Annotated in this window: 19 protein-coding genes, 1 other RNA gene and 4 pseudogenes; 14 read left to right on the forward strand and 10 right to left on the reverse strand. The window is 53.2% G+C overall.

The annotated features are described in order from the left end of the window. The first annotated feature begins 125 nt into the window (after positions 1-125). Together ydiK and rprA are read left to right on the forward strand one after the other, a co-directional pair. Positions 126-1,223 carry an AI-2E family transporter YdiK gene (gene ydiK / locus O1V66_RS09765; RefSeq protein WP_045046594.1) on the forward strand — a complete coding sequence of 366 codons (1,098 nt, stop codon included), beginning with the start codon at positions 126-128 and terminating at the stop codon, positions 1,221-1,223. A gap of 185 nt (positions 1,224-1,408) precedes the next feature. After that, positions 1,409-1,518, forward strand: an RNA gene (gene rprA, locus O1V66_RS09770) — antisense sRNA RprA. 190 nt (positions 1,519-1,708) lie between these two features. Here the strand turns inward: rprA and ppsA are convergent. Next, positions 1,709-4,084: pseudogene (ppsA, locus tag O1V66_RS21890) on the reverse strand (phosphoenolpyruvate synthase). A gap of 462 nt (positions 4,085-4,546) precedes the next feature. Between ppsA and ppsR the strand changes: the two are divergent. The 6 genes and pseudogenes from ppsR to O1V66_RS09815 all read left to right on the forward strand — a co-directional run bounded on the left by ppsR (position 4,547) and on the right by O1V66_RS09815 (position 10,506). After that, positions 4,547-5,368, forward strand: a complete 822-nt coding sequence (gene ppsR / locus O1V66_RS09790; protein ID WP_045046592.1) for a posphoenolpyruvate synthetase regulatory kinase/phosphorylase PpsR — start codon at positions 4,547-4,549, stop codon at positions 5,366-5,368. 171 nt (positions 5,369-5,539) lie between these two features. Continuing rightward, positions 5,540-6,592 (forward strand): 3-deoxy-7-phosphoheptulonate synthase, encoded by a 1,053-nt coding sequence (locus O1V66_RS09795; protein WP_045046591.1) that lies wholly within the window; start codon positions 5,540-5,542, stop codon positions 6,590-6,592. A 241-nt stretch (positions 6,593-6,833) separates the two neighbouring features. Next, positions 6,834-7,865 carry a hemin-degrading factor gene (locus tag O1V66_RS09800; protein ID WP_045046590.1) on the forward strand — a complete coding sequence of 344 codons (1,032 nt, stop codon included), beginning with the start codon at positions 6,834-6,836 and terminating at the stop codon, positions 7,863-7,865. 44 nt (positions 7,866-7,909) lie between these two features. Next, positions 7,910-8,692 (forward strand): heme/hemin ABC transporter substrate-binding protein, encoded by a 783-nt coding sequence (locus O1V66_RS09805; RefSeq protein WP_414058479.1) that lies wholly within the window; start codon positions 7,910-7,912, stop codon positions 8,690-8,692. Between the two features lie 20 nt (positions 8,693-8,712). Then, positions 8,713-9,717 carry a FecCD family ABC transporter permease gene (locus O1V66_RS09810; RefSeq protein ID WP_241481365.1) on the forward strand — a complete coding sequence of 335 codons (1,005 nt, stop codon included), beginning with the start codon at positions 8,713-8,715 and terminating at the stop codon, positions 9,715-9,717. After that, positions 9,710-10,506 (forward strand): annotated as a pseudogene (locus O1V66_RS09815) (heme ABC transporter ATP-binding protein). The gene O1V66_RS09810 and the pseudogene O1V66_RS09815 overlap by 8 nt, the downstream one beginning before the upstream one ends. Before the next feature lie 52 nt (positions 10,507-10,558). On the opposite strand, the gene O1V66_RS09820 reads toward O1V66_RS09815, so the two are convergent. Then, positions 10,559-12,001 carry a protein adenylyltransferase SelO gene (locus tag O1V66_RS09820; RefSeq protein WP_045046587.1) on the reverse strand — a complete coding sequence of 481 codons (1,443 nt, stop codon included), beginning with the start codon at positions 11,999-12,001 and terminating at the stop codon, positions 10,559-10,561. A 19-nt stretch (positions 12,002-12,020) separates the two neighbouring features. Beyond that, positions 12,021-12,731 carry a TetR family transcriptional regulator gene (locus O1V66_RS09825; protein WP_045046586.1) on the reverse strand — a complete coding sequence of 237 codons (711 nt, stop codon included), beginning with the start codon at positions 12,729-12,731 and terminating at the stop codon, positions 12,021-12,023. A gap of 215 nt (positions 12,732-12,946) precedes the next feature. Between O1V66_RS09825 and O1V66_RS09830 the strand changes: the two genes are divergently transcribed. From O1V66_RS09830 to O1V66_RS09855, 6 genes are all read left to right on the forward strand, one after another. Continuing rightward, positions 12,947-13,975, forward strand: a complete 1,029-nt coding sequence (locus O1V66_RS09830) for an HlyD family secretion protein (protein ID WP_269128287.1) — start codon at positions 12,947-12,949, stop codon at positions 13,973-13,975. Next, complete coding sequence (locus tag O1V66_RS09835) at positions 13,972-14,178, forward strand: hypothetical protein (protein WP_269128288.1); 207 nt, start codon at positions 13,972-13,974, stop codon at positions 14,176-14,178. Before O1V66_RS09830 ends, O1V66_RS09835 begins: the two co-directional genes overlap by 4 nt. Next, positions 14,145-15,530, forward strand: coding sequence for a DHA2 family efflux MFS transporter permease subunit (locus O1V66_RS09840; protein WP_269128348.1), 1,386 nt, complete (start codon positions 14,145-14,147; stop codon positions 15,528-15,530). Before O1V66_RS09835 ends, O1V66_RS09840 begins: the two co-directional genes overlap by 34 nt. Before the next feature lie 6 nt (positions 15,531-15,536). Further along, positions 15,537-16,370, forward strand: coding sequence for a TolC family protein (locus O1V66_RS09845; protein WP_269128289.1), 834 nt, complete (start codon positions 15,537-15,539; stop codon positions 16,368-16,370). A 40-nt stretch (positions 16,371-16,410) separates the two neighbouring features. After that, positions 16,411-16,947, forward strand: coding sequence for a TolC family protein (locus O1V66_RS09850; protein ID WP_269128290.1), 537 nt, complete (start codon positions 16,411-16,413; stop codon positions 16,945-16,947). Between the two features lie 180 nt (positions 16,948-17,127). Then, positions 17,128-17,352 (forward strand): superinfection immunity protein, encoded by a 225-nt coding sequence (locus tag O1V66_RS09855; protein ID WP_045046582.1) that lies wholly within the window; start codon positions 17,128-17,130, stop codon positions 17,350-17,352. Here O1V66_RS09855 and O1V66_RS09860 read toward each other — a convergent pair. From O1V66_RS09860 to arnD, 7 genes and pseudogenes are all read right to left on the reverse strand, one after another. Continuing rightward, a complete protein-coding gene (locus O1V66_RS09860; RefSeq protein ID WP_269128291.1) occupies positions 17,320-17,847 on the reverse strand; it encodes a dihydrofolate reductase in 528 nt (175 codons plus the stop codon). The two genes, O1V66_RS09855 and O1V66_RS09860, sit on opposite strands and share 33 nt — an antisense overlap. 398 nt (positions 17,848-18,245) lie before the next feature. Beyond that, positions 18,246-19,259, reverse strand: coding sequence for a lipoate--protein ligase (locus O1V66_RS09865; RefSeq protein WP_045046581.1), 1,014 nt, complete (start codon positions 19,257-19,259; stop codon positions 18,246-18,248). 76 nt (positions 19,260-19,335) lie between these two features. After that, the gene (locus tag O1V66_RS09870; protein WP_045046580.1) at positions 19,336-19,815 is read right to left on the reverse strand and encodes an NlpC/P60 family protein; all 480 of its coding nucleotides are present in this window, start codon (positions 19,813-19,815) and stop codon (positions 19,336-19,338) included. 145 nt (positions 19,816-19,960) lie between these two features. Next, complete coding sequence (gene arnF / locus O1V66_RS09875; protein WP_045046579.1) at positions 19,961-20,362, reverse strand: 4-amino-4-deoxy-L-arabinose-phosphoundecaprenol flippase subunit ArnF; 402 nt, start codon at positions 20,360-20,362, stop codon at positions 19,961-19,963. Beyond that, positions 20,362-20,690 (reverse strand): annotated as a pseudogene (gene arnE / locus O1V66_RS09880) (4-amino-4-deoxy-L-arabinose-phosphoundecaprenol flippase subunit ArnE). Before arnE ends, arnF begins: the two are co-directional and overlap by 1 nt. Then, positions 20,687-22,351: pseudogene (gene arnT, locus O1V66_RS09885) on the reverse strand (lipid IV(A) 4-amino-4-deoxy-L-arabinosyltransferase). Before arnT ends, arnE begins: the two co-directional pseudogenes overlap by 4 nt. Next, positions 22,352-23,260, reverse strand: a complete 909-nt coding sequence (gene arnD, locus O1V66_RS09890; protein ID WP_045046576.1) for a 4-deoxy-4-formamido-L-arabinose-phosphoundecaprenol deformylase — start codon at positions 23,258-23,260, stop codon at positions 22,352-22,354. It lies immediately after the preceding pseudogene. Between the last annotated feature and the right edge of the window lies 1 nt (position 23,261).

Genomic DNA, 23,261 nt, shown 5'->3' on the forward strand with positions numbered 1-23,261 from the left:
TCTAAAAACTAACATACTTCGTTTTCCAGCGCTTCTAAAACACCGCATAATACTCCATGCTTAAAGGGATCGTTTGACGCCAATTTCTGGCTGTGCAGCTATGCCTTATAAAACGAGAAACCACCATGAATCTCCCGAACAAAAATTATGATTTACCAAAAATCATGTTTGGCGTGCTGTTTATTGCCTTGATGACCATAGCCAGTATTTGGGTAGTCAAACCCTTTATACTGGGCTTCTCGTGGGCGGGGATGATTGTTATCGCCACCTGGCCCGTGATGATAAGAATTCAGGCCATCCTCTGGGGCCGTCGTAGTCTGGCGGTGATTGTGATGACCCTGCTGCTGATTCTGCTGTTTGTTCTGCCTATTGCTCTCCTTATTACCAGCGCCGTGGAAAATGGTGCTCCACTCGCCCGTATCGCCAGTAATCCTTCACAGTTGCACCTGCCCGATTTTGCCTGGCTGCGCGAAATTCCGCTGGTCGGCAGAAAAATCTATGTCGGCTGGCATACCCTCATCAATAGCGGCGGCAGTGCATTGATGGCCAAAGTTCAGCCTTATGTGGGCCAGACCGCCAGCTGGTTTGTTTCACAGGCTGCCAATATCGGGCGTTTTATTCTGCACTGTTCACTGATGCTGCTGTTTAGCGCCCTGCTCTACAGCCGCGGTGAAAACGTGGGCATGGGCATTCGCCACTTTGCGATTCGCCTCGCAGGCGGCAGAGGCGATGCCGCAGTCATTCTGGCCGGACAAGCTATTCGCGCCGTGGCACTTGGCGTGGTGGTAACGGCCATCGTGCAATCCGTGCTTGGCGGTATCGGACTAGCTGTGGTGGGCATTCAGTATGCCACGCTGCTAACCGTTGTCATGTTTGTCTGCTGTGTCGCGCAGGTGGGGCCTCTTTTGGTACTGATACCCGCTATCATCTGGCTGTATTGGTCGGGTGATAATACCTGGGGCACCGTACTGCTGATCTGGAGCTGTGTCGTTGGCTCGCTCGATAGCGTATTGCGACCTATTTTGATTCACATGGGAGCCGACCTTCCCATGCTGTTGGTGCTCTCGGGCGTTATTGGCGGACTCGTGGCGTTCGGGCTTATTGGCCTGTTTATCGGTCCTGTCGTACTTGCTGTCTCCTACCGACTGATTTCACTATGGATTAATGAAGCCCCCGAGCCTCAGGAAGATCTTGAAGAAGTGAACAAACTGCTCGGAGAATAATGCCTGTTTTTTAAGCCGCCCGAAATTCAATTGCCACGCGGGCGGCTATCTTTGCTAAAATAAATCCCGCTCCCCTTTTCATTCCCCGCCCAGATATATTCCACAAAAAGTATAAATATACTCAATAATTGCCTATTAAGAATTTTCTTAGAGACTGTGAGCGGCATGAACCCTACTATTATTAACAGTAGGTTTCACAACCCCATGATTTATATGCATGCTTTTGATAAGCCTGCATGACAAAGAATTGCTGTGTGTAGTCTTTGCCTGTCTTCTATGACGGGCCTTTTTTTGTCTACAATTCGGCAGTCCATATTATTTCTACAGTTTATTTTAATGATTCAAATAAATTGTAGGGTTAATACCGATATATCGTATAGATATTGTTAACCAAGCTTGATATTCATCTTCGGTCACATTCATGTATAAGCCGTGAAGAAAATTTCCTCACGACTTAATGTTGTGACTAGTATGTTGCCGAAACGCTATTTGCTCTCGGCCAATGCCAACCAAGTTTGCACGACGGTATCCGGATTCAATGACAGGCTATCAATGCCTTCTTCCATCAACCATTGAGCGAAGTCCTGGTGGTCGGAGGGCCCCTGTCCACAAATACCGACATATTTGCCCTGTTTCTTCGCGGCTTTAATCGCCATGGAAAGCAGTGCTTTCACTGCCTCATTTCGCTCGTCAAACAATTCCGATACCACACCTGAGTCGCGGTCAAGGCCCAGCGCTAGTTGCGTCATGTCATTCGAACCAATGGAGAAACCGTCGAAATGTTCCAGAACTGCTCGGCCAACAGCGCATTGGATGGAATTTCACACATCATGATAACTTTCAGGCCGTCTTCACCGCGCTTAAGTCCCTGATTGGCCAACTCTGCAACAACGGCTTCGGCTTGCGCCACAGTGCGTACAAACGGGATCATCACCTCGACATTGGTTAATCCCATGTCGTTACGCACTCGTTTCATGGCTTCACATTCAAGGGCAAAGCAGTCACGGAAGTTTTCAGACACATAACGGCCTGCGCCGCGGAACCCCAGCATCGGGTTCTCTTCATGCGGCTCATACTTCTCGCCACCCACGAGATTCGCATATTCATTGGATTTGAAATCAGATAAACGCACGATAACGCGTTTCGGCCAGAATGCCGCGCCGAGGGTGGCAATACCTTCCGTCAAACGCGCAACATAGTATTCAACCGGTGAATCATAGCCCTGAATGATCTTGGTGATTTCTTGCTGTAAGGCAGGTTCCTGCTTGTCAAACTCCAGCAGCGCTTTCGGGTGTACGCCAATCATCCGGTTAATGATAAATTCGAGACGCGCCAGGCCGACGCCCTCATTGGGTAAACAGGCAAAATCAAATGCGCGGTCCGGATTACCTATGTTCATCATGATTTTCAGCGGCAGTGTCGGCAGTTCATTCACCTCGGAACTTTGCACGCTGAATTCGAGCTCGTCTTCATAAACATAACCGGTATCGCCTTCGGAGCAGGACACGGTAACTTTCTGGTTTTCTGCAAGACGTTCTGTTGCATCGCCACAGCCAACCACAGCAGGAATACCCAGTTCGCGGGCGATGATAGCCGCGTGGCAGGTACGGCCACCACGGTTGGTAACAATCGCCGAGGCTTTTTTCATGATGGGCTCCCAATCAGGGTCCGTCATGTCTGTTACCAGAATATCGCCTGCCTTGACGTGATGCATTTCACTGATGTTGTGAATAATTTTGACCGGGCCTGCGCCAATACGATGGCCGATGGCACGCCCTTCTACCAATACCTTGCTTTTACCGCCGAGCTGGTAGCGTTCCATGACCTGTCCGTTGGAGCGAACGGTTTCAGGACGCGCCTGCACAATGTACAACTTGCCGTTGTGGCCGTCTTTTGCCCATTCGATGTCCATCGGGCGTCCATAATGTTTTTCTATCAGCACGGCCTGACGAGCGAGATCCTGTATCTCCTGATCGGTCAGTGAAAAGCGCTGGCTGAGTGCTTCGGGAACGTCTTCGATCTCGACCTGTTTGCCGTGTTCCTGACTCTCGGCATAAACCATGCGAATTTTTTTGACCCCATCGTGCGGCGCACAATGGAGGGCTTATTTTTTCAAGCGTAGGTTTATGCACATAAAATTCGTCAGGATTAACGGCACCTTGCACCACCATTTCACCTAATCCATACGCCGAGGTGATAAAGACCACCTGGTCGAACCCTGATTCGGTATCAATGGTGAACATGACGCCCGCTGCCGCAAGATCGGAACGCACCATACGCTGTACACCTGCAGACAGCGCTACGCCGCGATGGTCATATCCCTGATGAACGCGGTAGGAGATAGCGCGATCGTTAAAAAGGGAAGCATAGACGTGTTTAACCGCGGTCAGAACCGCGTCAAATCCCTGCACATTAAGGAAGGTTTCCTGCTGACCGGCAAAGGAGGCATCGGGCATGTCTTCGGCCGTTGCCGAAGAACGCACGGCAAAGGAAGCATCGGGCTCTCCTTCAGACAACTGTTGATAGGCGTCACGCAAATCCTTTTCCATTTCAGGAAGGAATGGGGTTTCGACAATCCATTGACGAATCTGGGTTCCCGCCTTGGCCAGCTGAACGGTGTCATCAACGTCGGTTTCATCCAGCAGGGCATAAATTCGCTGATTGACGCCGCTCTGATCCAGGAAATTGTTAAACGCCTGTGAGGAAGTGGCGAAGCCGTTGGGTACAGATACCCCTAAATCGGTCAGATTTGTGATCATCTCACCCAGTGAGGCGTTTTTACCGCCGACTTTATCAACGTCGTGCATGCCAAGCTGGTTGTACCAGATAACATTACGTAAATCAGAGTCAAGATTGGCCATGAAACAATCCTTAAATGTAGGGCTAAATTTGAGAGTACGTATCTTCAGACGTAGTCATTAAAATTATGGTTGAGAAGTGCTCAACTTTGTCAGCCTAGCATAATGATCCATATCCAAAATATAGGTGAATCGTTACAGCTAATCTTTAACTTCTGCTTTAAGAATTGTTCCTAATTCATAATTGAACCTGGATCACAAATTTCGGGAAATTTCTTGTAAATCAGTCTTTATCACTTGTACTCAAGCCCAATGCACAGACTGTAAGCCTCTTGCTGATAGTTTGCTGAAGATAAGGTAAAAGCTTCGAGGATTGCTGGAAGAAATTTTAGAACGTTACAAGTCTTGCAGGATAAATGCGCTACGTCTCGAAAATGAAAACTCATTCTTGAAGAAGCCTTTTTATTCAAAAAAAAGCCGTTAATAATGAATGCATCGCCAATTTCATATTTTCAGGGAATCAAAATGGACAGAAGCGTGTTCTATATCTCTGACGGTACCGCCATCACCGCCGAAGTGCTTGGTCATGCCGTGTTGTCACAGTTTCCGGTCAATGCCACGACCTTCTCCCTGCCCTTTGTCGAGAATGAGAGCCGCGCTAGAGCCGTATGCCAGCAAATCAATGACATCTTTGAAAAAACCGGGGTAAGACCTTTGGTGTTTTATTCCATTGTTACCGTTGCAGTAAGGGATATCATTGCCAGCAGCGAAGGTTTTTGTCAGGACATCGTTCAGGCGCTGGTTGCGCCCTTGCAAAATGAACTCGGCGTCAACCCTTCGCCCATCGCCAACCGAACACACGGGCTGACGGCGAGCAACATCTCAAAGTACGATGCCCGTATCGCCGCTATCGATTACACGCTGGCGCACGATGACGGCATTTCGCTGCGTAATCTGGAACAGGCCCAGGTTATTCTGCTCGGCGTGTCGCGTTGTGGCAAAACGCCCACCAGCCTCTATCTGGCGCTGCAATTTGGTATCTGCGCCGCGAATTACCCTTTTACTGCCGACGATATGGATAATATTCAACTGCCTGCGGCGCTCAAACCCCATCATCACAAACTCTTTGGCCTGACCATCGAACCCGAACGACTTGCCGCGATTCGTCAGGAGCGCGTCGAAAACAGCCGCTATGCTTCGCTCAGACAATGTCGAATGGAGGTCGCCGAAGTCGAAGCGCTATTTCGTAAAAATCAGATACGTTATCTCAACAGTACCAACTATTCCGTTGAAGAAATTTCGGCAAAAATTCTCGACAGTTTCGGCATGAGTCGCCGTATGTTCTAACGTGATAACGCTAAAAAGCGAGAAATACTCAGGCGGGTTATGCTGAAATTTACTGACTTGAGCCAGATTATCTGCGGACGACAGTTGAATAGATCTGATTTTGGTTTATTGTGATTTTCATCACTTCCCGGTACTCCTGCCGCTGCGAAGAACAAAATTTCAGAGATAGACATGTCACAAACAGATGAACTGCGCACTACGCGCATTGGCAGCCTGATTACGCCACGGGCGCTGGCAGAAACTTTGCCTGTTTCCAACGCCGTCGCCGAAAACGTTACTGCTTCGCGTCAGCGAATTGAAAAAATCATCAATGGCGAAGACAAGCGCCTGCTGGTTATCGTCGGGCCTTGTTCAATTCACGATATTGAAGCCGCTATCGATTACGCCAAAAAGCTCAATGTGCTGCGTGAGAAATATCAGGGTAGCCTTGAAATCGTCATGCGCACCTATTTTGAAAAACCGCGCACTGTCGTAGGTTGGAAGGGGCTGATTTCGGACCCGGACCTGAATGGCAGTTACCGCGTGAATCACGGCATTGAACTGGCGCGTAAAGTGCTGCTCGCCATCAATGAAATCGGCATGCCAACGGCCACCGAATTCCTGGACATGGTTATTGGTCAGTATTTTGCAGATTTAATCAGCTGGGGCGCTATCGGTGCGAGAACCACAGAAAGCCAGATCCATCGCGAAATGGCCTCTGCCCTGTCCTGCCCGGTCGGATTCAAGAACGGTACCGATGGTAATACGCAGATTGCCATCGATGCCATTCGGGCATCACGTGCGAGCCACATGTTCCTCTCTCCGGACAAAGACGGCCAGATGACGGTTTACCGCACCTCGGGCAATCCTTTCGGACATGTCATTATGCGTGGTGGCAAGAAACCTAACTACTATGCCGAAGATATTGCCAAAGCCTGTGACAACCTTGCCGAATTTGATTTACCGCAGCGTCTGATTGTCGATTTCAGCCATGCCAACTGCCAGAAACAACATCGCCGCCAGTTGGAGGTCGCTACCGATATCTGCCAGCAAATCAAACAGGGCGGCAATGGCATCGCCGGTATTATGGCTGAAAGTTTCCTGATTGAAGGCACGCAAAAAATCGTCAGTGGCGAACCGCTGGTGTACGGCAAATCCATCACCGATCCTTGCCTGAGCTGGGAAGATACCGAAACCTTGCTGTCGATGCTTGATGAAGCCGCGCGCAGCCGATTCAAAGCCTAGACAGGCTTTAAACGGGAACTCTGTAAAGTTTTTGTCTGCAAAGGGGCTTCAATGCCCCTTTTTGTTTTTCTAAATGTTATCAGATTGTGCGAAGTCCTACTCCTGCGGTGGTGTAATGCCTGTTAGGTCATGAAATAGAGCTTGATGAAAGACTTTGTTAACTTGATAATGATTATCAAATTGATACTAATTACCATTAACAATAAGACTTGTGTCTCCTTTTATTCGCGAGAAGCCTTCTATGCCGACAATCAGCCATGAAATTTATCAGCAAGCCAAACAGCAAAATCCTGGAAAATATGCCCGCGATTTAGCCGATATTCTGGGCATCAGTGAAGCGGAATTAACCGACGCACGTGTTAATCATGACGCCATCCGCCTCGATGTCGACGCGCGCACGCTCTTGACGGCGCTTGAAAGCGTGGGCGGGACAAAATCCATCACCCGTAATGCCTTTGCTGTGCATGAACAACAGGGCGAATATAAAAATCAGCACCTTAATGGACACGCCGGTCTGGTCCTCAATCCGCGTGCGCTTGATTTACGTCTGTTCCTCAGTCAGTGGCACGCCGTCTATGCCCTTAATGAAGTCTCGCCAAAAGGCCCGGGCCAGAGCCTGCAATTTTTTGATGCGCAGGGTAATGCCGTGCACAAGGTTTATGCCACCGATGAAACCCATCTCCAGGCATGGAACGCACTCGTTGAACAATATTCAGCTAAATCGGCGTTGCCCCTTGAAATCAAACCTGCCGACTCGGCTGAGCCGGTTCAGGGCGATACCCAGGGATTGGATGCCGACTGGCGTGCCATGACCGATGTGCACCAGTTCTTCCAGATTCTGCGTCGCCGTAATTTGACGCGCCAGCAGGCATTTCGCGCCGTGGGCGACGATTTAGCCTATCAGGTTGATAATTCGGCGCTGACCGAAATCCTGAACAAGGCCAATCAGGCGCAAAACGAAATCATGATTTTCGTCAGCAACAAAGGGTGTGTGCAGATCTTTACCGGCCAAATCGAAAAGGTCATGCCGCACGGCGAGTGGATCAATGTCTTCAACGCGCGCTTTACCCTGCACGTGGTCGAGACGGCCATTGCCGAAAGCTGGGTCACGCGTAAGCCGACCAAAGACGGTTTCGTGACCAGTCTTGAGCTTTTTGCCGCCGACGGCAGTCAGATTGCCCAGTTGTTCGGACAACGTACTGAAGGCCAGCCGGAGCAAACCGTCTGGCGTGACCAGATTTCGGCGCTTGATCCACAGGGCGTGGCGGCATGAAAAACCGCGTGAAACTGGCATTAGGTGGCCTGCTTGTTGCCGCCATGTTTTCTTCACAGGCTGCCGAAAGAATTGTGAGCATCGGCGGCGACGTGACCGAAATTGTCTATGCATTGGGCGCAGGTAACGAACTCGTCGCACGTGACAGCACCAGCACGCATCCGGATAAGGCAACCAAACTGCCGGATGTCGGGTACATGCGTATGCTCAATGCAGAGGGCATTTTGTCCACAAAGCCGACACTGGTGCTGAGTTCCGAACTGGCTCAGCCCTCGCTCGCGTTACAGCAGGTGGCGCAAAGTCATGTCAAGGTAGTGCGTGTGCCGGGCAGTCCTACCCTCGATACCGTCGTGCAGAAAATTGAAGTTATCGCCAATGCGCTGGGTCGTCAGGCCGAAGGGGAGAAATTGATAACCGATTATCGTAATCAATTGAAAGCCATTCAAGGCACGCCGCTGCACGCCAAAGTGTTGTTTATCATGAGTCATGGCGGGATGAGTTCGATGGCGGCAGGGCAAAATACGGCTGCCGATTCCATCATCACCTCGGCGGGCGCGCAAAACGCGATGCAGGGGTTCAGCCGCTATCGTCCGCTGTCGCAGGAAGGCATCGTTGCCGCCGCCCCCGATCTGTTGCTGCTAACGGGTGACGGCGTCAAGACTCTGGGCGGAATCGACAACGTCTGGAAATTACCCGGACTCGCCATGACGCCAGCCGGGAAGAACAAGCGGGTGCTGATTGTTGATGATATGGCATTGCTCGGCTTTGGTCTCGAGACTCCCGCAGCGCTCGCCAGACTGCGTCAGGCGGCGGAACAGGTAAAATGAGCAGTATCAGCACGCCGCAAATGACGCGCATTCCGGCGCAGGTGTGGGTGTTGGTCGGACTGGTCGCCCTGCTGTTGATTCTGGCGCTGGTCGCCGCCAACAGCGGGGCCATCGCCCTTTCCGTGACCACGCTTTTTCATCAACCGTTCGACCGGCAACTGTGGGACATCTGGGTAACGATTCGACTGCCGCGCGTATTGCTGGCGATGGTCGTCGGCTGCGGGCTTGCCTGTTCCGGCACGGTGATGCAGGGTGTGTTTCGCAATCCGCTGGCCGACCCGGGGTTATTGGGGATAAGTAGCGGAGCGGCGCTTTTTGTCGCGCTGATTATTGTCTTTCCTCTGCCGCTGCCCGGCGTTTTCGCACTCTATAGCCAGATGCTGGGGGCTTTCTGTGGAAGTCTGGCGATATCCTTTATCGTATTTCTGCTGAGTAGAATGGAACACAACGGCCTGTCGCGTCTGCTGCTGGCCGGCATCGCCATCAACGCCATCTGCGGCGCAGCCGTTGGCGTGCTGACTTATGTCAGTAACGACAGCCAGTTGCGGCAGTTTTCGCTGTGGAGCATGGGCACGCTCGGCCAGGCGCAATGGTCGACGCTGACCGTCGCCGCCTCGGTAATTATTCCTGCCAGCATCGCCACGCAATTTCTGGCGCGCAAATTAAACCTACTGCAACTAGGCGACGAAGACGCGCATTATCTCGGCGTCAACGTGCGCCAGACACAGCGCATTCTATTGCTGCTCAGCGCCCTTCTGGTCGGGGCTTCGGTGGCGGTCTGCGGCATTATCGGCTTTATCGGTCTGGTTATTCCGCACCTGCTGCGCATGCAAATCGGTGCCGATCACCGCTGGCTGCTGCCGGGTTCAGCCCTTGGCGGTGCCTGTCTGCTATTGCTGGCCGATACGCTGGCCCGAACGTGGGTTGCGCCTGCCGAAATGCCGGTTGGCCTGCTGACCGCACTGCTCGGCGGCCCTTATTTCCTATGGCTGATTTTACGTGCCGGAGGCCAACGCCGTGGCTGAACCTCTTCATGATGCGCTGCTCGAAGCACGGAATCTATGTTATTCGGCAGGCGATAAACGGCTTATCAAAGATATTTCCCTCCAGCTGGCAGGCGGTGAGCTGGTGGCTTTGATTGGCCCAAACGGTGCCGGAAAATCTACTCTGCTCAGATTGCTGACCGGCTACCTGCTTCCCGAATCAGGCAGTTGCCTTCTCCAGCGGCAGCCATTAACCCAGTGGGATCCCCTCGAGCTAGCCCGCACCCGCGCCGTAATGCGTCAAAACAGTGACCTTGCCTTCGGCTACAGCGTGCGCGAAGTTATCTGTCTGGGCCGCTCGCCGCATAACAACACGCATTTGCATCAGGCATTGCACCAAGTGCTTGAACAAACTGACTGCCTGTCGCTGGCAGACCGCGACTATCGTCAGCTTTCGGGCGGCGAAGCCAGCAGCGGGTTCAGCTTGCCCGCGTGTTGGTTCAGCTATGGAGCCCCTCGCCAACGCCTCGCTGGCTGTTTCTCGACGAACCCACTTCGGCGCTGGATCTCTATCATCAGCAACACAGTCTGCGATTGCTTCATCAGCTTACGCGACACTCTCCGCTCGCCGTGTGCTGCGTCTTGCATGACCTCAATCTGGCTGCACTTTACGCCGATAGAATTCTGCTGCTGCATGAAGGAGAACTGGTCGCAGCCGGCACGCCGCAGGAAGTGTTGCAAACCGACGTGCTACAACGCTGGTATCGAGCCGACCTCGGGGTTATCAGACATCCCGAAAGCCCTGTGCCGCAAGTTTTTCTGCGCCAGTAATGAAAAACGCTCCCGGGCATACACACCGGGAGCGTCTCATTTCAAGGCAGCGTTAACTGGAACAGGACACCTCAAGATGTTTGCCCCAATCCGGCGGCAGTGCCGCCAGAGCATCAAAACGCGGGTCGTCGCCAAACGGTTGTTGCAGCGCCTCATGCAGCGTTTTTAACTGCTCGATGTCATCCGTCTGCGCGCTTTCTATCGCCTGCTGCGCCAGATAATTACGCAAAATAATGCGGGGATTCACGTTATTCATCGCTTTTCGGCGCGTCGCGTCGTCGATGTTTTCCTGCAACAGACGTTGACGATAACTCTCGTACCAGCGGTCAAACGCGTCGCGATCGATAAAATCATCGCGCAGCGGCGACAGAGTCTGATGCTGCTCGACGTTGCCAAGAGCACGGAACGTGCGGGTATAGTCGCGCCCCTCTTTCGCCATCAGACTCAATAGACCGGTCAGGATATTGTTGTCCTCTTTGCTCTGGGTAAAGAGACCCAGCTTGGCGCGCATCAGGCGGCCATATTCGGTCATCAGCGCAGGTTCATAGGCGGCCAGCGCAGATTGCAGCTCTTCGGTAGACATCAGGCCCGACAGTGCCTGCGCCAGTCTATGCAGATTCCAGTAGGCCACCGAAGGCTGATTATCAAAGCTGTAGCGGCCCTGATTATCGGTATGATTGCAGATAAAATCGGGTTTGTAGTCATCGAGGAAACCGTAGGGGCCATAATCGAGGGTCAAGCCGAGAATCGACATATTGTCGGTGTTCATCACGCCGTGGGCGAACCCTACGCTTTGCCATTGCGCAATCAGTCTCGCAGTGCGCTCTACGACGTCGGTGAACCACGACACATAGCGGTCCTGCCGGTTTTCCAGCGCCGACCAGAAGTGTTCGATGACGTAATCCGCCAGCTGTTTGACCTGCCCGGGCTGCTTGCGGTAGTAAAAATGCTCGAAATGACCAAAGCGGATATGGCTTGGCGCAACGCGAATCAGCATTGCGCCACGCTCGGTTTGCTCGCGGTACACCGGCTCGTCGCTGGTGACAATGGTAAGCGCGCGGGTGGTGGGAATGCCGAGATGGTGCAGCGCTTCCGACGCAAGAAATTCGCGAATCACCGACCGCAGCACGGCGCGACCATCGCCCATACGGGAATAGGGCGTAGAGCCAGCCCCCTTCAGATGCCAGTCGACAAACGTTCCGTCAGCCAGTTTCTGTTCGCCGAGCAGCAGGCCACGCCCGTCGCCAAGCTGTCCGGCCCAGACACCAAACTGATGCCCACTGTAAACCTGCGCCAGTGGTTTCATCCCCGGAAACAACGTTTCGCCACTCCAGTAGCCCGAATTTTCAGGGTTGAACAAGGCGGACTCCAGCCTGAGTTCGGCGGCCAGCGGAGCGCTGTGATAGAGCAGACGCGCGCCCTTGAGCGGCGTTGGCTGCAGCTCGGTGTAGAAACCGGTCAACTGGTCAAGATAGTGATGTTCGAATTGCGGCATACCTTCCTCTTCAGACCTTTCAGTCCGAGTTGACCCGCCAGCTGCGCATCAGCACCTGACACTGCTCGCGGACGGTGTTTTTGATTAATGCCATTCTTTCGGCGGGGAATTGCCCCTGTTCATCACCCGAGGTGTAGATCGGATGTTTATTCGTATAAAAAGTTGTCGCCAATCCAAACAGCGCCTGGGTCCTGATTTGCGATCGATCATCATCGATTTTCGTTCCGGCAATACGCGCCACCAGCGTCACGCCTGCGAGATGAATATGGTCAATCAGCTTTTCATTGAATAACTCGGCGGCTCTCTCCGGCCCCTGCCCCATCTTGATACGGGCATGAAACAGACGGCGTTGATAAACAGTGTTGATGTTCAGCACGCGCTCGAGCACGGTTTCCAGCATCTGGCAGAACATTTCAATGCAGGCTTCATCGTCAGGCTCGTCAAGCTGGGCGATGCGGGCAAGCAAAGGTTCAAACCAGCGAAAGCTTTCGGTCGCCAGAAAATCCGCGCAGGTGACGTAAAGTCCTTCTTTATTCTCGAAATAATATTGCAGCGCAGGCGTATTGACTCCGGCCTCGCGGGCAATGGCGCGCGTCGAGGCGCCTTCGAAACCCAACTCGCCAAACAGGACGATTGCGCTGTCGATAATACGTTGTCGCGTTTCATCGCCCCGGGCATAACCGCCTGAAGGAGGATGGCGCAGCAATTTTGGAAGCGTGTTCTCTGTCATCAATCCATTCCTGTTGCAAAACATGCGAATTATAACAGTCAAATTACATAATAAAACTCTATCACTTGACACAATTGTCTCAATTGGAATATTTATCTCAACCGGAATAATTTCAATTTAGGGTTTTCACCGTGCTACTTGCCTCTATGTCTACATCTTCAGAAGTGCCGCAAGCGGCAACTTCATTGCCCCAAGCGCGAAAAAAGCGTCGAATTTTGCTGCGCCTTGCCCTGGCCGTCGCCCTGATAGCCCTGCTGGCGTTTCTCTACTGGTTTTTCATAGCCCGTTATAGCGAGACAACCGATGACGCCTATATTCAGGCCGACAGCGTGGCACTCGCGCCGAAAATTTCGGGTTACGTCGCCAAAGTGCTGGTGAAGGATAATCAGTGGGTCAAGGCGGGTGAGCCTGTCGTGCAAATTGAGGACGACCAGTATCAGGCGCGGCTCAATCAGGCCAGCGCCACCATTTTGGCCGATCGGGCCGCCATCGATCAGGCCAATGCCGAAATCAATCGTCAGAATGCGCAAATCGAGCAGGCACAGGCGCAGCAGCGCGCCGCACAGGTTCAGCTCAACTATTCAAATCATGAATACCAACGCTACCTGCCGCTGGCGGCAAGCGGCGCCGAAAATAAAGAGAAACTGGCCGAACTGCGCCGCAGTCGTGATCAGGCGCAGGCCGATTATGATGCCAACGTCGCGGCCGTGAAATCGGCGTCGGCGCAGATTCAATCGATGCATGCGCAGATTGAGCAGGCGAAGGCCCAGCTGGCTTCCGCACAGGCTAATCGCGCCCAGTCCAATATCGATTTTCGCGGCACCGTAATTTACAGCCCGCTTGATGGCCGCGTAGGCGATCGCTCCGTGCGCGTCGGCCAATATGTGCAGCCCGGCACCCGCCTGTTGACGGTGGTGCCCGAGCACGACCTCTATCTGGTCGCCAACTTCAAGGAAACGCAGTTGACGCACATGCAGCCCGGTCAACCCGCAACGCTGCACGTCGATGCCTTCCCGGGTCATGATTTCAGTGCCGTCGTCGACAGCTTTGCGCCGGGCACCGGGTCGCTGTTCGCCCTGCTGCCGCCGGATAATGCCACCGGCAACTTTACCAAAATCGTGCAGCGTGTGCCGGTGCGCATCCGCATCACGGATAAAAGTGAAGCCGTAAAACGCCTGCTGGCGGGCATGTCCGTTACGGTTGATGTCGACACGCATCCGCAGTCTTCACGGGCGCAGCCATGAGTAGCGCGGTCCTTCCCGCGTCACGCGCCAATGCTTCGGTCACCGACTGGATAGCCGTCTTCGCCGGTGCGCTCGGGGCGTTGATGGCAACGCTGGATATTTCCATCACCAACTCCGCGCTGCCGCAGATTCAGGGGAAATCGGCGCAACCGGCACCGAAGGCACATGGATCTCTACCGGCTATTTACTCTCGGAAATCGTGATGATCCCGCTGGCCGCCTGGCTCAGCCGCCTACTGGGTCTGCGTAATTTCCTGCTGTGGTGCGCACTGCTGTTTATCGTGTTTTCCGTCATCTGCGGCACCTCGGGCAGCCTGACGCAAATGATTATCGGCCGCGTCGGTCAGGGTTTTGCAGGTGGCGCGATGATCCCGACGGCGCAGATGATCATCCGCACCCGTTTGCCTCGTCATCAGCTTTCATTCGGGATGTCTATTTTTGGCGTTATCGTGATCCTCGGCCCTGTAATGGGGCCGGTGCTCGGCGGCTGGCTGGCTGAAAATGTCAGCTGGAACTGGTGCTTCTTCCTTAATCTGCCGGTCGGTATCGGTTTGATGGCGCTGCTGCTCACGGGATTGCCGAAGGAAAAACCGCATTGGCAAGGATTCAGGGAGGCCGACTGGCTGGGTATCTTTGGCCTGAGTATCGGGCTGAGTTGCCTTACCGTCGTACTCGAAGAAGGTCAGCGCGACCGCTGGTTTGAATCGACGCTTATCGTCTGGCTGACGATATCGATGATCGCGGGCTTTATCGTGCTCGGCATCGCGCAGTTTACGGCGAAGAAACCGGTAATCCGCCTTTCGCTCTTGCGCAATGCCCGTTTCGTCAGTGTGTTGTTGATAGTTTTTGTCGTCGGGATGGGCTTGTACTGCGTGCTTTATCTGCTGCCGCAGTTTCTCAGTGGCGTGGCGGGCTACAACGCCGAACAGTCAGGAATGGTGCTGCTGATTTCGGGCATCCCGAGCCTGATGTTGATGCCTGTGCTGCCGAGAATGCTGCGCAGCATCGACAGCCGCATTCTGGTCATCACCGGCATTGTCTGTTTCGCGGCAAGCTGTTTTCTGGACATCACGCTGACCACGCAAAGCACCGGCGATGACTTCTTCTGGTCGCAACTGCTGCGCGGAGCGGGGCAGATCATGGCGATGATGCCGCTCAATCAGGCGTCGATGGCGGCGGTCAAAGACGATGAAGTTGCCGATGCCGCCGGTATCTACAACATGATGCGCAATCTGGGAGGATCGGTCGGCCTGGCGCTGCTGGGCATTTTTATCGACCGGCAGAAGAAGCTGCATGACGACATTATTCGCGAGTCGGTAACGGCGAACTCTCCGCTGGCTGACAGCCGTATTTCGGCCAGCACGGGGCAGTTCCTCACCCAAAGCGGCGACATGCTGCATGCCAAAATGCAGGCTTTCGGCCAGTTGGCCAACGAAATTTCTCAACAGGCGATGGTCATGACCTACTCGGAGTCGTTCTTCGTGCTGGGCATCGCCCTCGTGTGCTGTATTCCGCTGGCGCTGTTGCTGCGCGCGCCAAAATTATCAAACAAGTGACAGACGATGACTAAAACATTACGACGAATGATTCCACTAACCGGTGTTGCCGTGCTGCTGACGGCGTGCTCTGTCGGGCCTGATTATCACGGCGCACCCAGCCTGCCGGTCAGCAAGACCTTTGCCCGCCTGCCTGCATCCGGCGTAAGTACGCGTCAGGCGCAAGCCTCCTGGTGGCTGGCGTTCCACGACGACCGTTTAAGCCAGCTAATCGAAAGAGCAATGCAGCATAATCCGGATATGGCGATAGCCCGCGCCAGGCTGCAACAGTCGCGCGCCTCGCTGGCGGGTGACCGAGCCCGACAACTGCCGAAGCTTGATGCCAGCGCCACGATGGTCCGTGCAGGCTTGCCGGGCAGTGACGGCGAATTGCCCATCGATAATCCGCTCAATCTTTACAGCAGCAGCTTCGATGCCAGCTGGGAGCTGGACCTGTTTGGTCAGCAGCGCCGTGCAACCGAAGCGGGTCAAGCCAGTCAGCAGGCCAGTGAAGCCAGTCTGGCCGACACCCAGGTGGCGATTGCCGCCGACGTGGCCAGCAATTATCTGAAACTGTGCGGCGCACAGGAGCAGTGGGCCAATCTGCAACGCAACATCGCGTTGCAACAGCAGATGCTGACATTGACTCGGCAACGCCAATCGCGAGGCGCCGCCAACGAGAGTGACGTCAACCGTCTTCAAACCCAGCTTGAAACTACGCAGGCCGAACTGCCAAACCGGCGGGCGCAGATAAACGAGTACAAGGACCAGCTGGCGTTTCTGTCGGGCCTGACGCCGGGCGCACTGGATTCTGTGCTCTCGGGCGCAACCACCCTTCCCGCCCAGCCTCAGAAACGTTGAGGTCGGCGACCCGCTTGCCCTGCTTCGTCATCGCCCCGACGTGCGCAGCGCGGAACGTAAACTTGCGGCCAGCACGGCGGGAATCGGCGAACACGTGGCCGACCTCTACCCGAAAATAACCCTGCGCGGGATCCTCGGGTTTAGCAGTGACAGCGGCGCAAGCGTCTACGAAAGCAGCAACAAGTCGTGGCTGCTCGTCCCGATGTTGCAGTGGAATATTCTCGATTTTGGCCGTATACGCTCACAAATCAATGTCGCCAAAGCCGAACGGGACGAAGCCGAAGCACAGTGGCGAAAAACGGTGCTCGATGCCCTGCGTGATGCCAATGGACAGCTGTCCCGCTATGGTGAGCAACGTCAGACGCTGGTCAATTATCTTGATGTCGAGCACGCCGCAGGACGTGACGAAAAGTTGATGCAGCAACGTTACAATGCGGGCGTCGCCAGCCTGATCGATGTACTTGATACACAACGTTCGCAGCTTGATGCCAGTCAGAAACGGATCCAGTCTCAGACAGATTTGGCCGTGGATTATGTTGCCTTGCAAAAGAGTTTGGGGCTGGGCTGGCAGGTCTGAGACCTGGAATGGCCTGTCAGGGTAATACGCTATACCGCGTCTGACAGGCCGGATTTAATGCTGATACGTGTGTGAGTATAAAAAGAAGACAACTTTGTTAGCAGATGCAACAGTCGTTGAAATTCAAATTTAACAATCTTAAAGTATAAAAATTATCGCAATATTTTCAGTGAAATACTTATGACTACAGGCCAAATGCTTATCCCGATTGCCGTTATTCTGGCTTGTGCGGGCTACCTGCTTCCCTTCCTGATCGCCGATCATCGTAAACACGCTAAACTTCCGGCTATCTTCGGGCTGAATCTGGTGTTTGGCTGGACCCTCATCGGTTGGATTGCTGCATTGATCTGGGCGCTTTCGCGCACGGAAATTTTAGGGAATCAGCAGTCCGAAATCAGAAGTTAATTTTCTGCTTTCAAACTCTTTCGTCACAAAAGTCTGGTAGGAATAGGAAGGATTCTCTTTTATATTTTTCACCCAGACCAGTTTAAATCGGTCGGTGGGTATTTTCGGGCCGTAGACATCGCCGATTACGTTGACCAGCACAGTCGATTTATATATCACGTGGCAAATATTAATCGCTTCACTGTAGAGTTTCGCGCCGCCAGTAATAACAATTTCGGTGCGGCCTTCTGCCTCGGCAATCTTTAAGGCTTCATCCAGCGAGCTTGCCCATTTCACTTGAGCATCCTTCAAAGGCTGGGAACCGAGGACGATGATGTTGTCGTAAGGATGGGCGCGGAATTGGGCTTCATAGGTCTGTCGGCCCATGACAACCAGTTTGTCTAACGTGGCGGCATTAAAACGGGCTTGTTCTCCTTTGGCTTGCCAGGGGATCGTTTTTTTGTGACCCAGTATATTGTCTTGCGACGTCGTGTAGATCATTGAAATCAATATCATAGAACCATCTCGTTATATATTAGCCTACCAAAAAGCTTTGTTGAACGGTGATTATACGATAGTTGCTAAAATAAAAGTTATCAATTAACTCGCACATAATTGCGAATAAGCCGTTTTTTTAGTTATTCTAAAGTTTATAAAAATGTCGAGCCGTGTCAAAAAGTAATAAAAATCTGATTGCAAAAAAGAAAGTTTTTATAGAATTAACTCGATGCCTGATTTAGACATAAAAAGCCATGGACATTTTATTTAAAAAAACTTAACCAATTGTTAAAATAACCTAACTCAATAGAGTGGGGCCGGCATGCATCCATTCCTGTCAGGAATGGATGCCAACACCTGTTACGTCTGCCTTTTTGCGGTAAAACAGGGTGTCACCGCCGCGTTTTAACACAGTGCTACCTTATGCAACTCTTCATCCATATCGCCAGTTGCTCGAGTTCCGGTCGGTGCGGCGGATAGGCGATGCAGGATAATTCGCAGGCGGCCATCACGTCGTCACCATAATATTTCCTGCCCACCAGTCGATGAACGAAATCATTTAATGGTTCCGGATTAAGACTGTCGGTAAATAATTGCGCTCGGCTAATTAATCCCTTCTCGACATCGAAATATATATCTACGCCACCCCAAACAAAGCGCTCATTTAATTCATGGCTAAAGGCCGGTGCCTTGCCAAAATTCCATGCCCAACTGCTTTGCTTTTCAAATTGTTCGGCAAATCCCGGAAGATCGGGAAATACATCGGGAGAGATTATTTCAGGTTCTACGCGCGCGCCATACCAGTCGAAAAAGGACTCGGTAATAGCCTGACAGATTTGCCGATGATCGATACCCTGCACAAATTCACTGAGATTGGCCACCCGCGAACGTACTGACGTGATGCCCTTGGCCTGCAACTTCTTGGGATCGGGATTCAGGTAATTCGCCAAACGACTGAGATCGGCATGGAGTAAAAGCGTGCCGTGGTGAAATCCACTCTGCTGCGTTTCTCGGTAGGCTGAACCGGAGATTTTTCGCTCACCCTCCGCGGTCAGTGCCACAAGATCATTGCGTCCCGAGGCGCTGGCGGTAATACCCAGGTTGGCCAGCGCATTAAGGATAATCTGGGTGGAAACACTTTTGTCGTATTCGGGTTTTCCGGCCATAAAGGTAAAGCAGGTGTTGCCGAGATCGTGAAATACCGCCCCGCCACCGCTGCTGCGGCGCGCCAGACGAATACCGTCCTGCTCCATACGCGCGGTGTTGCACTCTTTCCACGGATTTTGCGCCTGACCGATGACCACGGTTTCGGCATTGCGCCACAGAAAAAGTACCTTCTGGGTGGTCATTTGCCGAAAGATACAGTCTTCGACGGCCAGATTGAACCAGGGATCGTAAGAGTCGGAAAGTAGAAGGCGTAAGGCCGTCATAAATGGGTGTCCTGAAAGATGACCGTTTGAAAGGAGGATTGCTCGACAATGTCGTAAAGAGTCCGAAGACCTGAAATTAAATGCGTCGCGCCTGCCAATAGGCTTTGCGCCAATAGTCATTATCCAGCGAAGAACGAATCACGCCGCGGCTGGTTGAAGCATGAATAAATTCATCACCGGAATCATAGATGCCGACGTGCAGACCGTTTTCGCCCGCGCCGGTTTTAAAGAATACCAAATCACCGGGCAGCAGCTCTTTGCGCGAGACTTTGGTGCCGATTTTGGTTTGTGCGGCGGTGCTGCGTGGAAGAACTACGCCAAAGCGATCGCGGAAGGTTCTGAATACGAAGCCGGAACAGTCGATGCCGCCGCGTCCGAGCCCGCCATAGCGATACGGCGTGCCGTGCCATTCGCCAAGCTGGTCGTTAAGCTCTGCAACCACCGCCACGGAGTCGGCGAGATTCCCGCTGGGAGGGGGCGCATGACTGCTACAGCCGCTAAGGATAAGCGCCAACAATGCCATCAATGAATATAGAATTCTTGAGTGCTTAAACATTTCATTCTTTCCCTGGCTGACATCCCGAAACATTTACGCGCAAGGCGAGTAAAGGATAACGTGCCGTTATCAATGGATTAAAAGAATCTAACGTTATTTTATCTGTCGTCCAACTAAAATCGACGTGGAGGTAGAGAATTTCTTGTCATCTGGACGGGGGAATTGCCGATCGGGCACCCTGATGGTTAATCAGCCCGACACCCATGACAATCAGTATGGCGCCCAGAGATTTAAGCGCCTGCAAAGGCTCATTGAATACGGGCAGGCAGGCGGCCGCGAGATAAACCAGCGCGTAGCTCAGCCCGAGCAAACTGTAGGCACGATTAAGCGGCAGCCTTCGCAAGGCAAAGAACCAGCAGACCATCGACAATGCATACCCGGCGATCCCACTGAAAAGGGCGATCAGGGCGGGCAAATGGCCCATTATCAGGCTCGATTGCACCGTGTCGGGCAGGCTCGTCGGCAGCCGCATCACACTCCATTTCATGAGAAGCTGCGCCATACTGACCAAAAACAGGCTGGCGATACCCCACAGATAACCTTTCATCAGCGGATCCCCATCAAGGTAACGCCCAGCATGATAAATACGATGCCGAGCCAGTGACGTTTTTCGAGAGTTTCACCAAAACAGAACCGCGCACCGAGCGCAATCAATACAAAGTTCAAGCTAAGCAGAGGATAAGCCACACTCAACGGCAGATGCTGTAATACCCGCAGCCAACCCAGCAGCGCACAACCCATCAGTATAAGCGCCAGCATTATCCAGCCCAAAATAGCGGCTCGCGAGGCGGCGAGTTGCTGCGCGGCTTTTTCTGACACAGCTGACCCGCACAGGTAAAGATAATCACGCCAAATAGCAGCAGATAATCACTCATGGCAGCTTTTTATACACCAGCATTCTGAAGCGGTTGGCCTGGATTTCGACATCGGCCGGCGGGAAAAGCGCCGAGTTCTGCACCTTGTTGTCGAGCTTGACCAGCAGACTGACGTCTCCCTGGTTCGCGTGCCTTTATCAGCCAGCCCGCAAGAGCCTCGCTGCCAATGTAGCGCCCTTTAGCGTCTGGATAATTCAACCCGTATTCCAGCTCCCCCTTCTCGTCATACATCAGAATATCGCTGCGGCGCAGTTCCCATGCCAATCCGGCGGCCAATCCGACATCATTGGTCAACACAAAACGGCTCTGGCGCAGGAGTGGGCCGTTCTGCTGGATAAAGGCCTGCGGCTGTTTGGAGTCGATAACCCGCTGCGGAATGGCCTGCCCCACCAGCAGTGAAAGCACCAGTGGGCAGGCAGCGGCCCAATACCATCGCCGCGAGGCAGACAGGCTTATTGCTCCCGCCAGCGCCCAGCCAATGCAGCACAGTAATGCCATAAACCACGCGGCATGTTCATCGGGGGCATAAATTTTCCCGTTAAGCCTCGGTAAAAACGCCGAAAGCAGCAAGACCAGCGAAGTTAATGCGCCAAACAGCAGGTTGATCAGGCCATTGATTTTCAGGATTCGCAGGTGAGTCGATTGGCGTATCTGCTCAAGATAATCCGCCATCAGCAGCGCCAGGGGCGCAAAGCACGGCAAGATATAGGTGGGCAATTTCCCGTGCGCGATGCTGAAAAAATCAGCGGCATAATGGCCCAACTTAGCAGGAAGAACAGCTCGGAGCGCTGGGATTTACGTTTCCACGCCGCCCACAGCGCACCGGGCAATAGCGCCATCCACGGCAAGGTGCCCAGCAGCAGAATCGGCAGGTAATACCAAAACGGCGCGCCATGTTGTGCATCCTTTTCCGCAAAGCGCTGAATATGCTCGACCCAAAAAAAGTAGTTCCAGAAATCCGGCTCGCGCCTGCCAATGGCAATAACCCACGGCAGACTGAGCAACGCGGCGCTGGCAATAGCAAGCGGTCCCCAGCCCAGCAGGGTTTTAATCCGCCTTTCTCGCCAGACAATGGGCAGGACGGCAATCACCGGCAATGCCAGCGCCAGAAAGCCCTTGGTCATAAAGCCCATCGCGCAGACAAACCCGAGTGCTATCCAGCTTGTCATCTTGTGTTTGAGAGAGGTCACCCGCAAACAGAAATAGCTGCACAGCATCGCGGCGGTCATCCACAGCGTTATCATGGGATCAAGCACGCTATAAGTGCCAATACTGAATACCAGCACGCAGGAGAGATAGATGACCACTGCGCTGTAGGCTTTCTGCCGATTGCTCCAGAGGAGATTGGCGAGCCAGAACAACAGTAAAGCGCTTATGCCTGTTGAAAATACCGAGCCGAAACGCACGGCAAAATTGGAGTGTCCCCAGATTAACTGGCTGAGATTGTTTATCCAGTAACCTGCGTCAGGCTTTTCGAAATAGCGTAAGCCGAGAAAATGCGGCACTATCCAGTCGCCGCGCTGTAACATCTCGCGGCTGATTTCGGCATAACGTGTTTCATCGGGCATCCATAGGGCGCGAAGATTAAGCGGCAACAGATAGATGACGGCAAAATAGAGCAGCAGCAGGGGCCCAAGGGCGCGTTTAGGCAAGATGGGCATTTATTCGACTCCGGTTGACTGACGGCCTAACCACCCTTCCCGCCCCGGAAACGGTGCGCGCACGACACTGCCGATAGCGAGCTCACTGGAACGGGCAGGCAATAAACGGCCCAATTCACAAAAGTGCAGGCCGCGCTCTGCGGCGCGAGTCAAAAAATCGTCGAACATTGCCGCGCGGGACATTCCTTCCACCTCGGCGTGAAGGGTGTAAACCGCCAGTCCTGCGTTGTTGTCAATCAGATTCAGAATGTAGTTGTTGTAGCCTGCGTCGTTGATTTCACGGCCAATGACTTCATCGTAGGTGGGCAGTGTTACCGGAATTTGAACGGTTCCGGTGTCGCCGTTTTCAAGCCGTGGGCGAAACAGGCTGCCGCCGCGACAGTCGCTGTTATAGCGAAAACGGAATTTTTCCTTGATGTCGATGACTCGCGAGTCGGCGCGCCAACCCGGCACGGCCGAACAATCTACCGGTTTGCCGATCGCGTTTTCGAGCGCGACCTGCCCCTTTCGTATCTGCTTTTCGAGTTGATCGTCACTCCATTTCTCGACGTTGGCCTGCCACCCTTGATGATCCCAGGCATGGAGGCCGATTTCGTGTCCGCGCTCGGCTGTCTCTTTCATAATGCCCGCACAAGTTTTGGCTATGACTCGACCGGGCCATGCGGTTCCGGCAAAGAGAATATCCAGACCATAAAGTGAGGCGGCATTCGAGCGCAGCATCTTCCATAAAAATCGGGGTCGAAGCAGGCGCCATAAATGACGCCCCATGTTGTCTGGCCCGACGCTGAAAAAGAAGGTGGCGGTGATGCGATGTTTGTCCAGAATCCTTAACAGCTCGGGCACGCCATGCCGCGTACCGCTTAATGTATCGACGTCAATCCTCAGCCCGACCCTTCTATTTTCTTTCAAC

Source organism: Rouxiella chamberiensis (assembly GCF_026967475.1).
Lineage (GTDB): Bacteria > Pseudomonadota > Gammaproteobacteria > Enterobacterales > Enterobacteriaceae > Rouxiella > Rouxiella chamberiensis.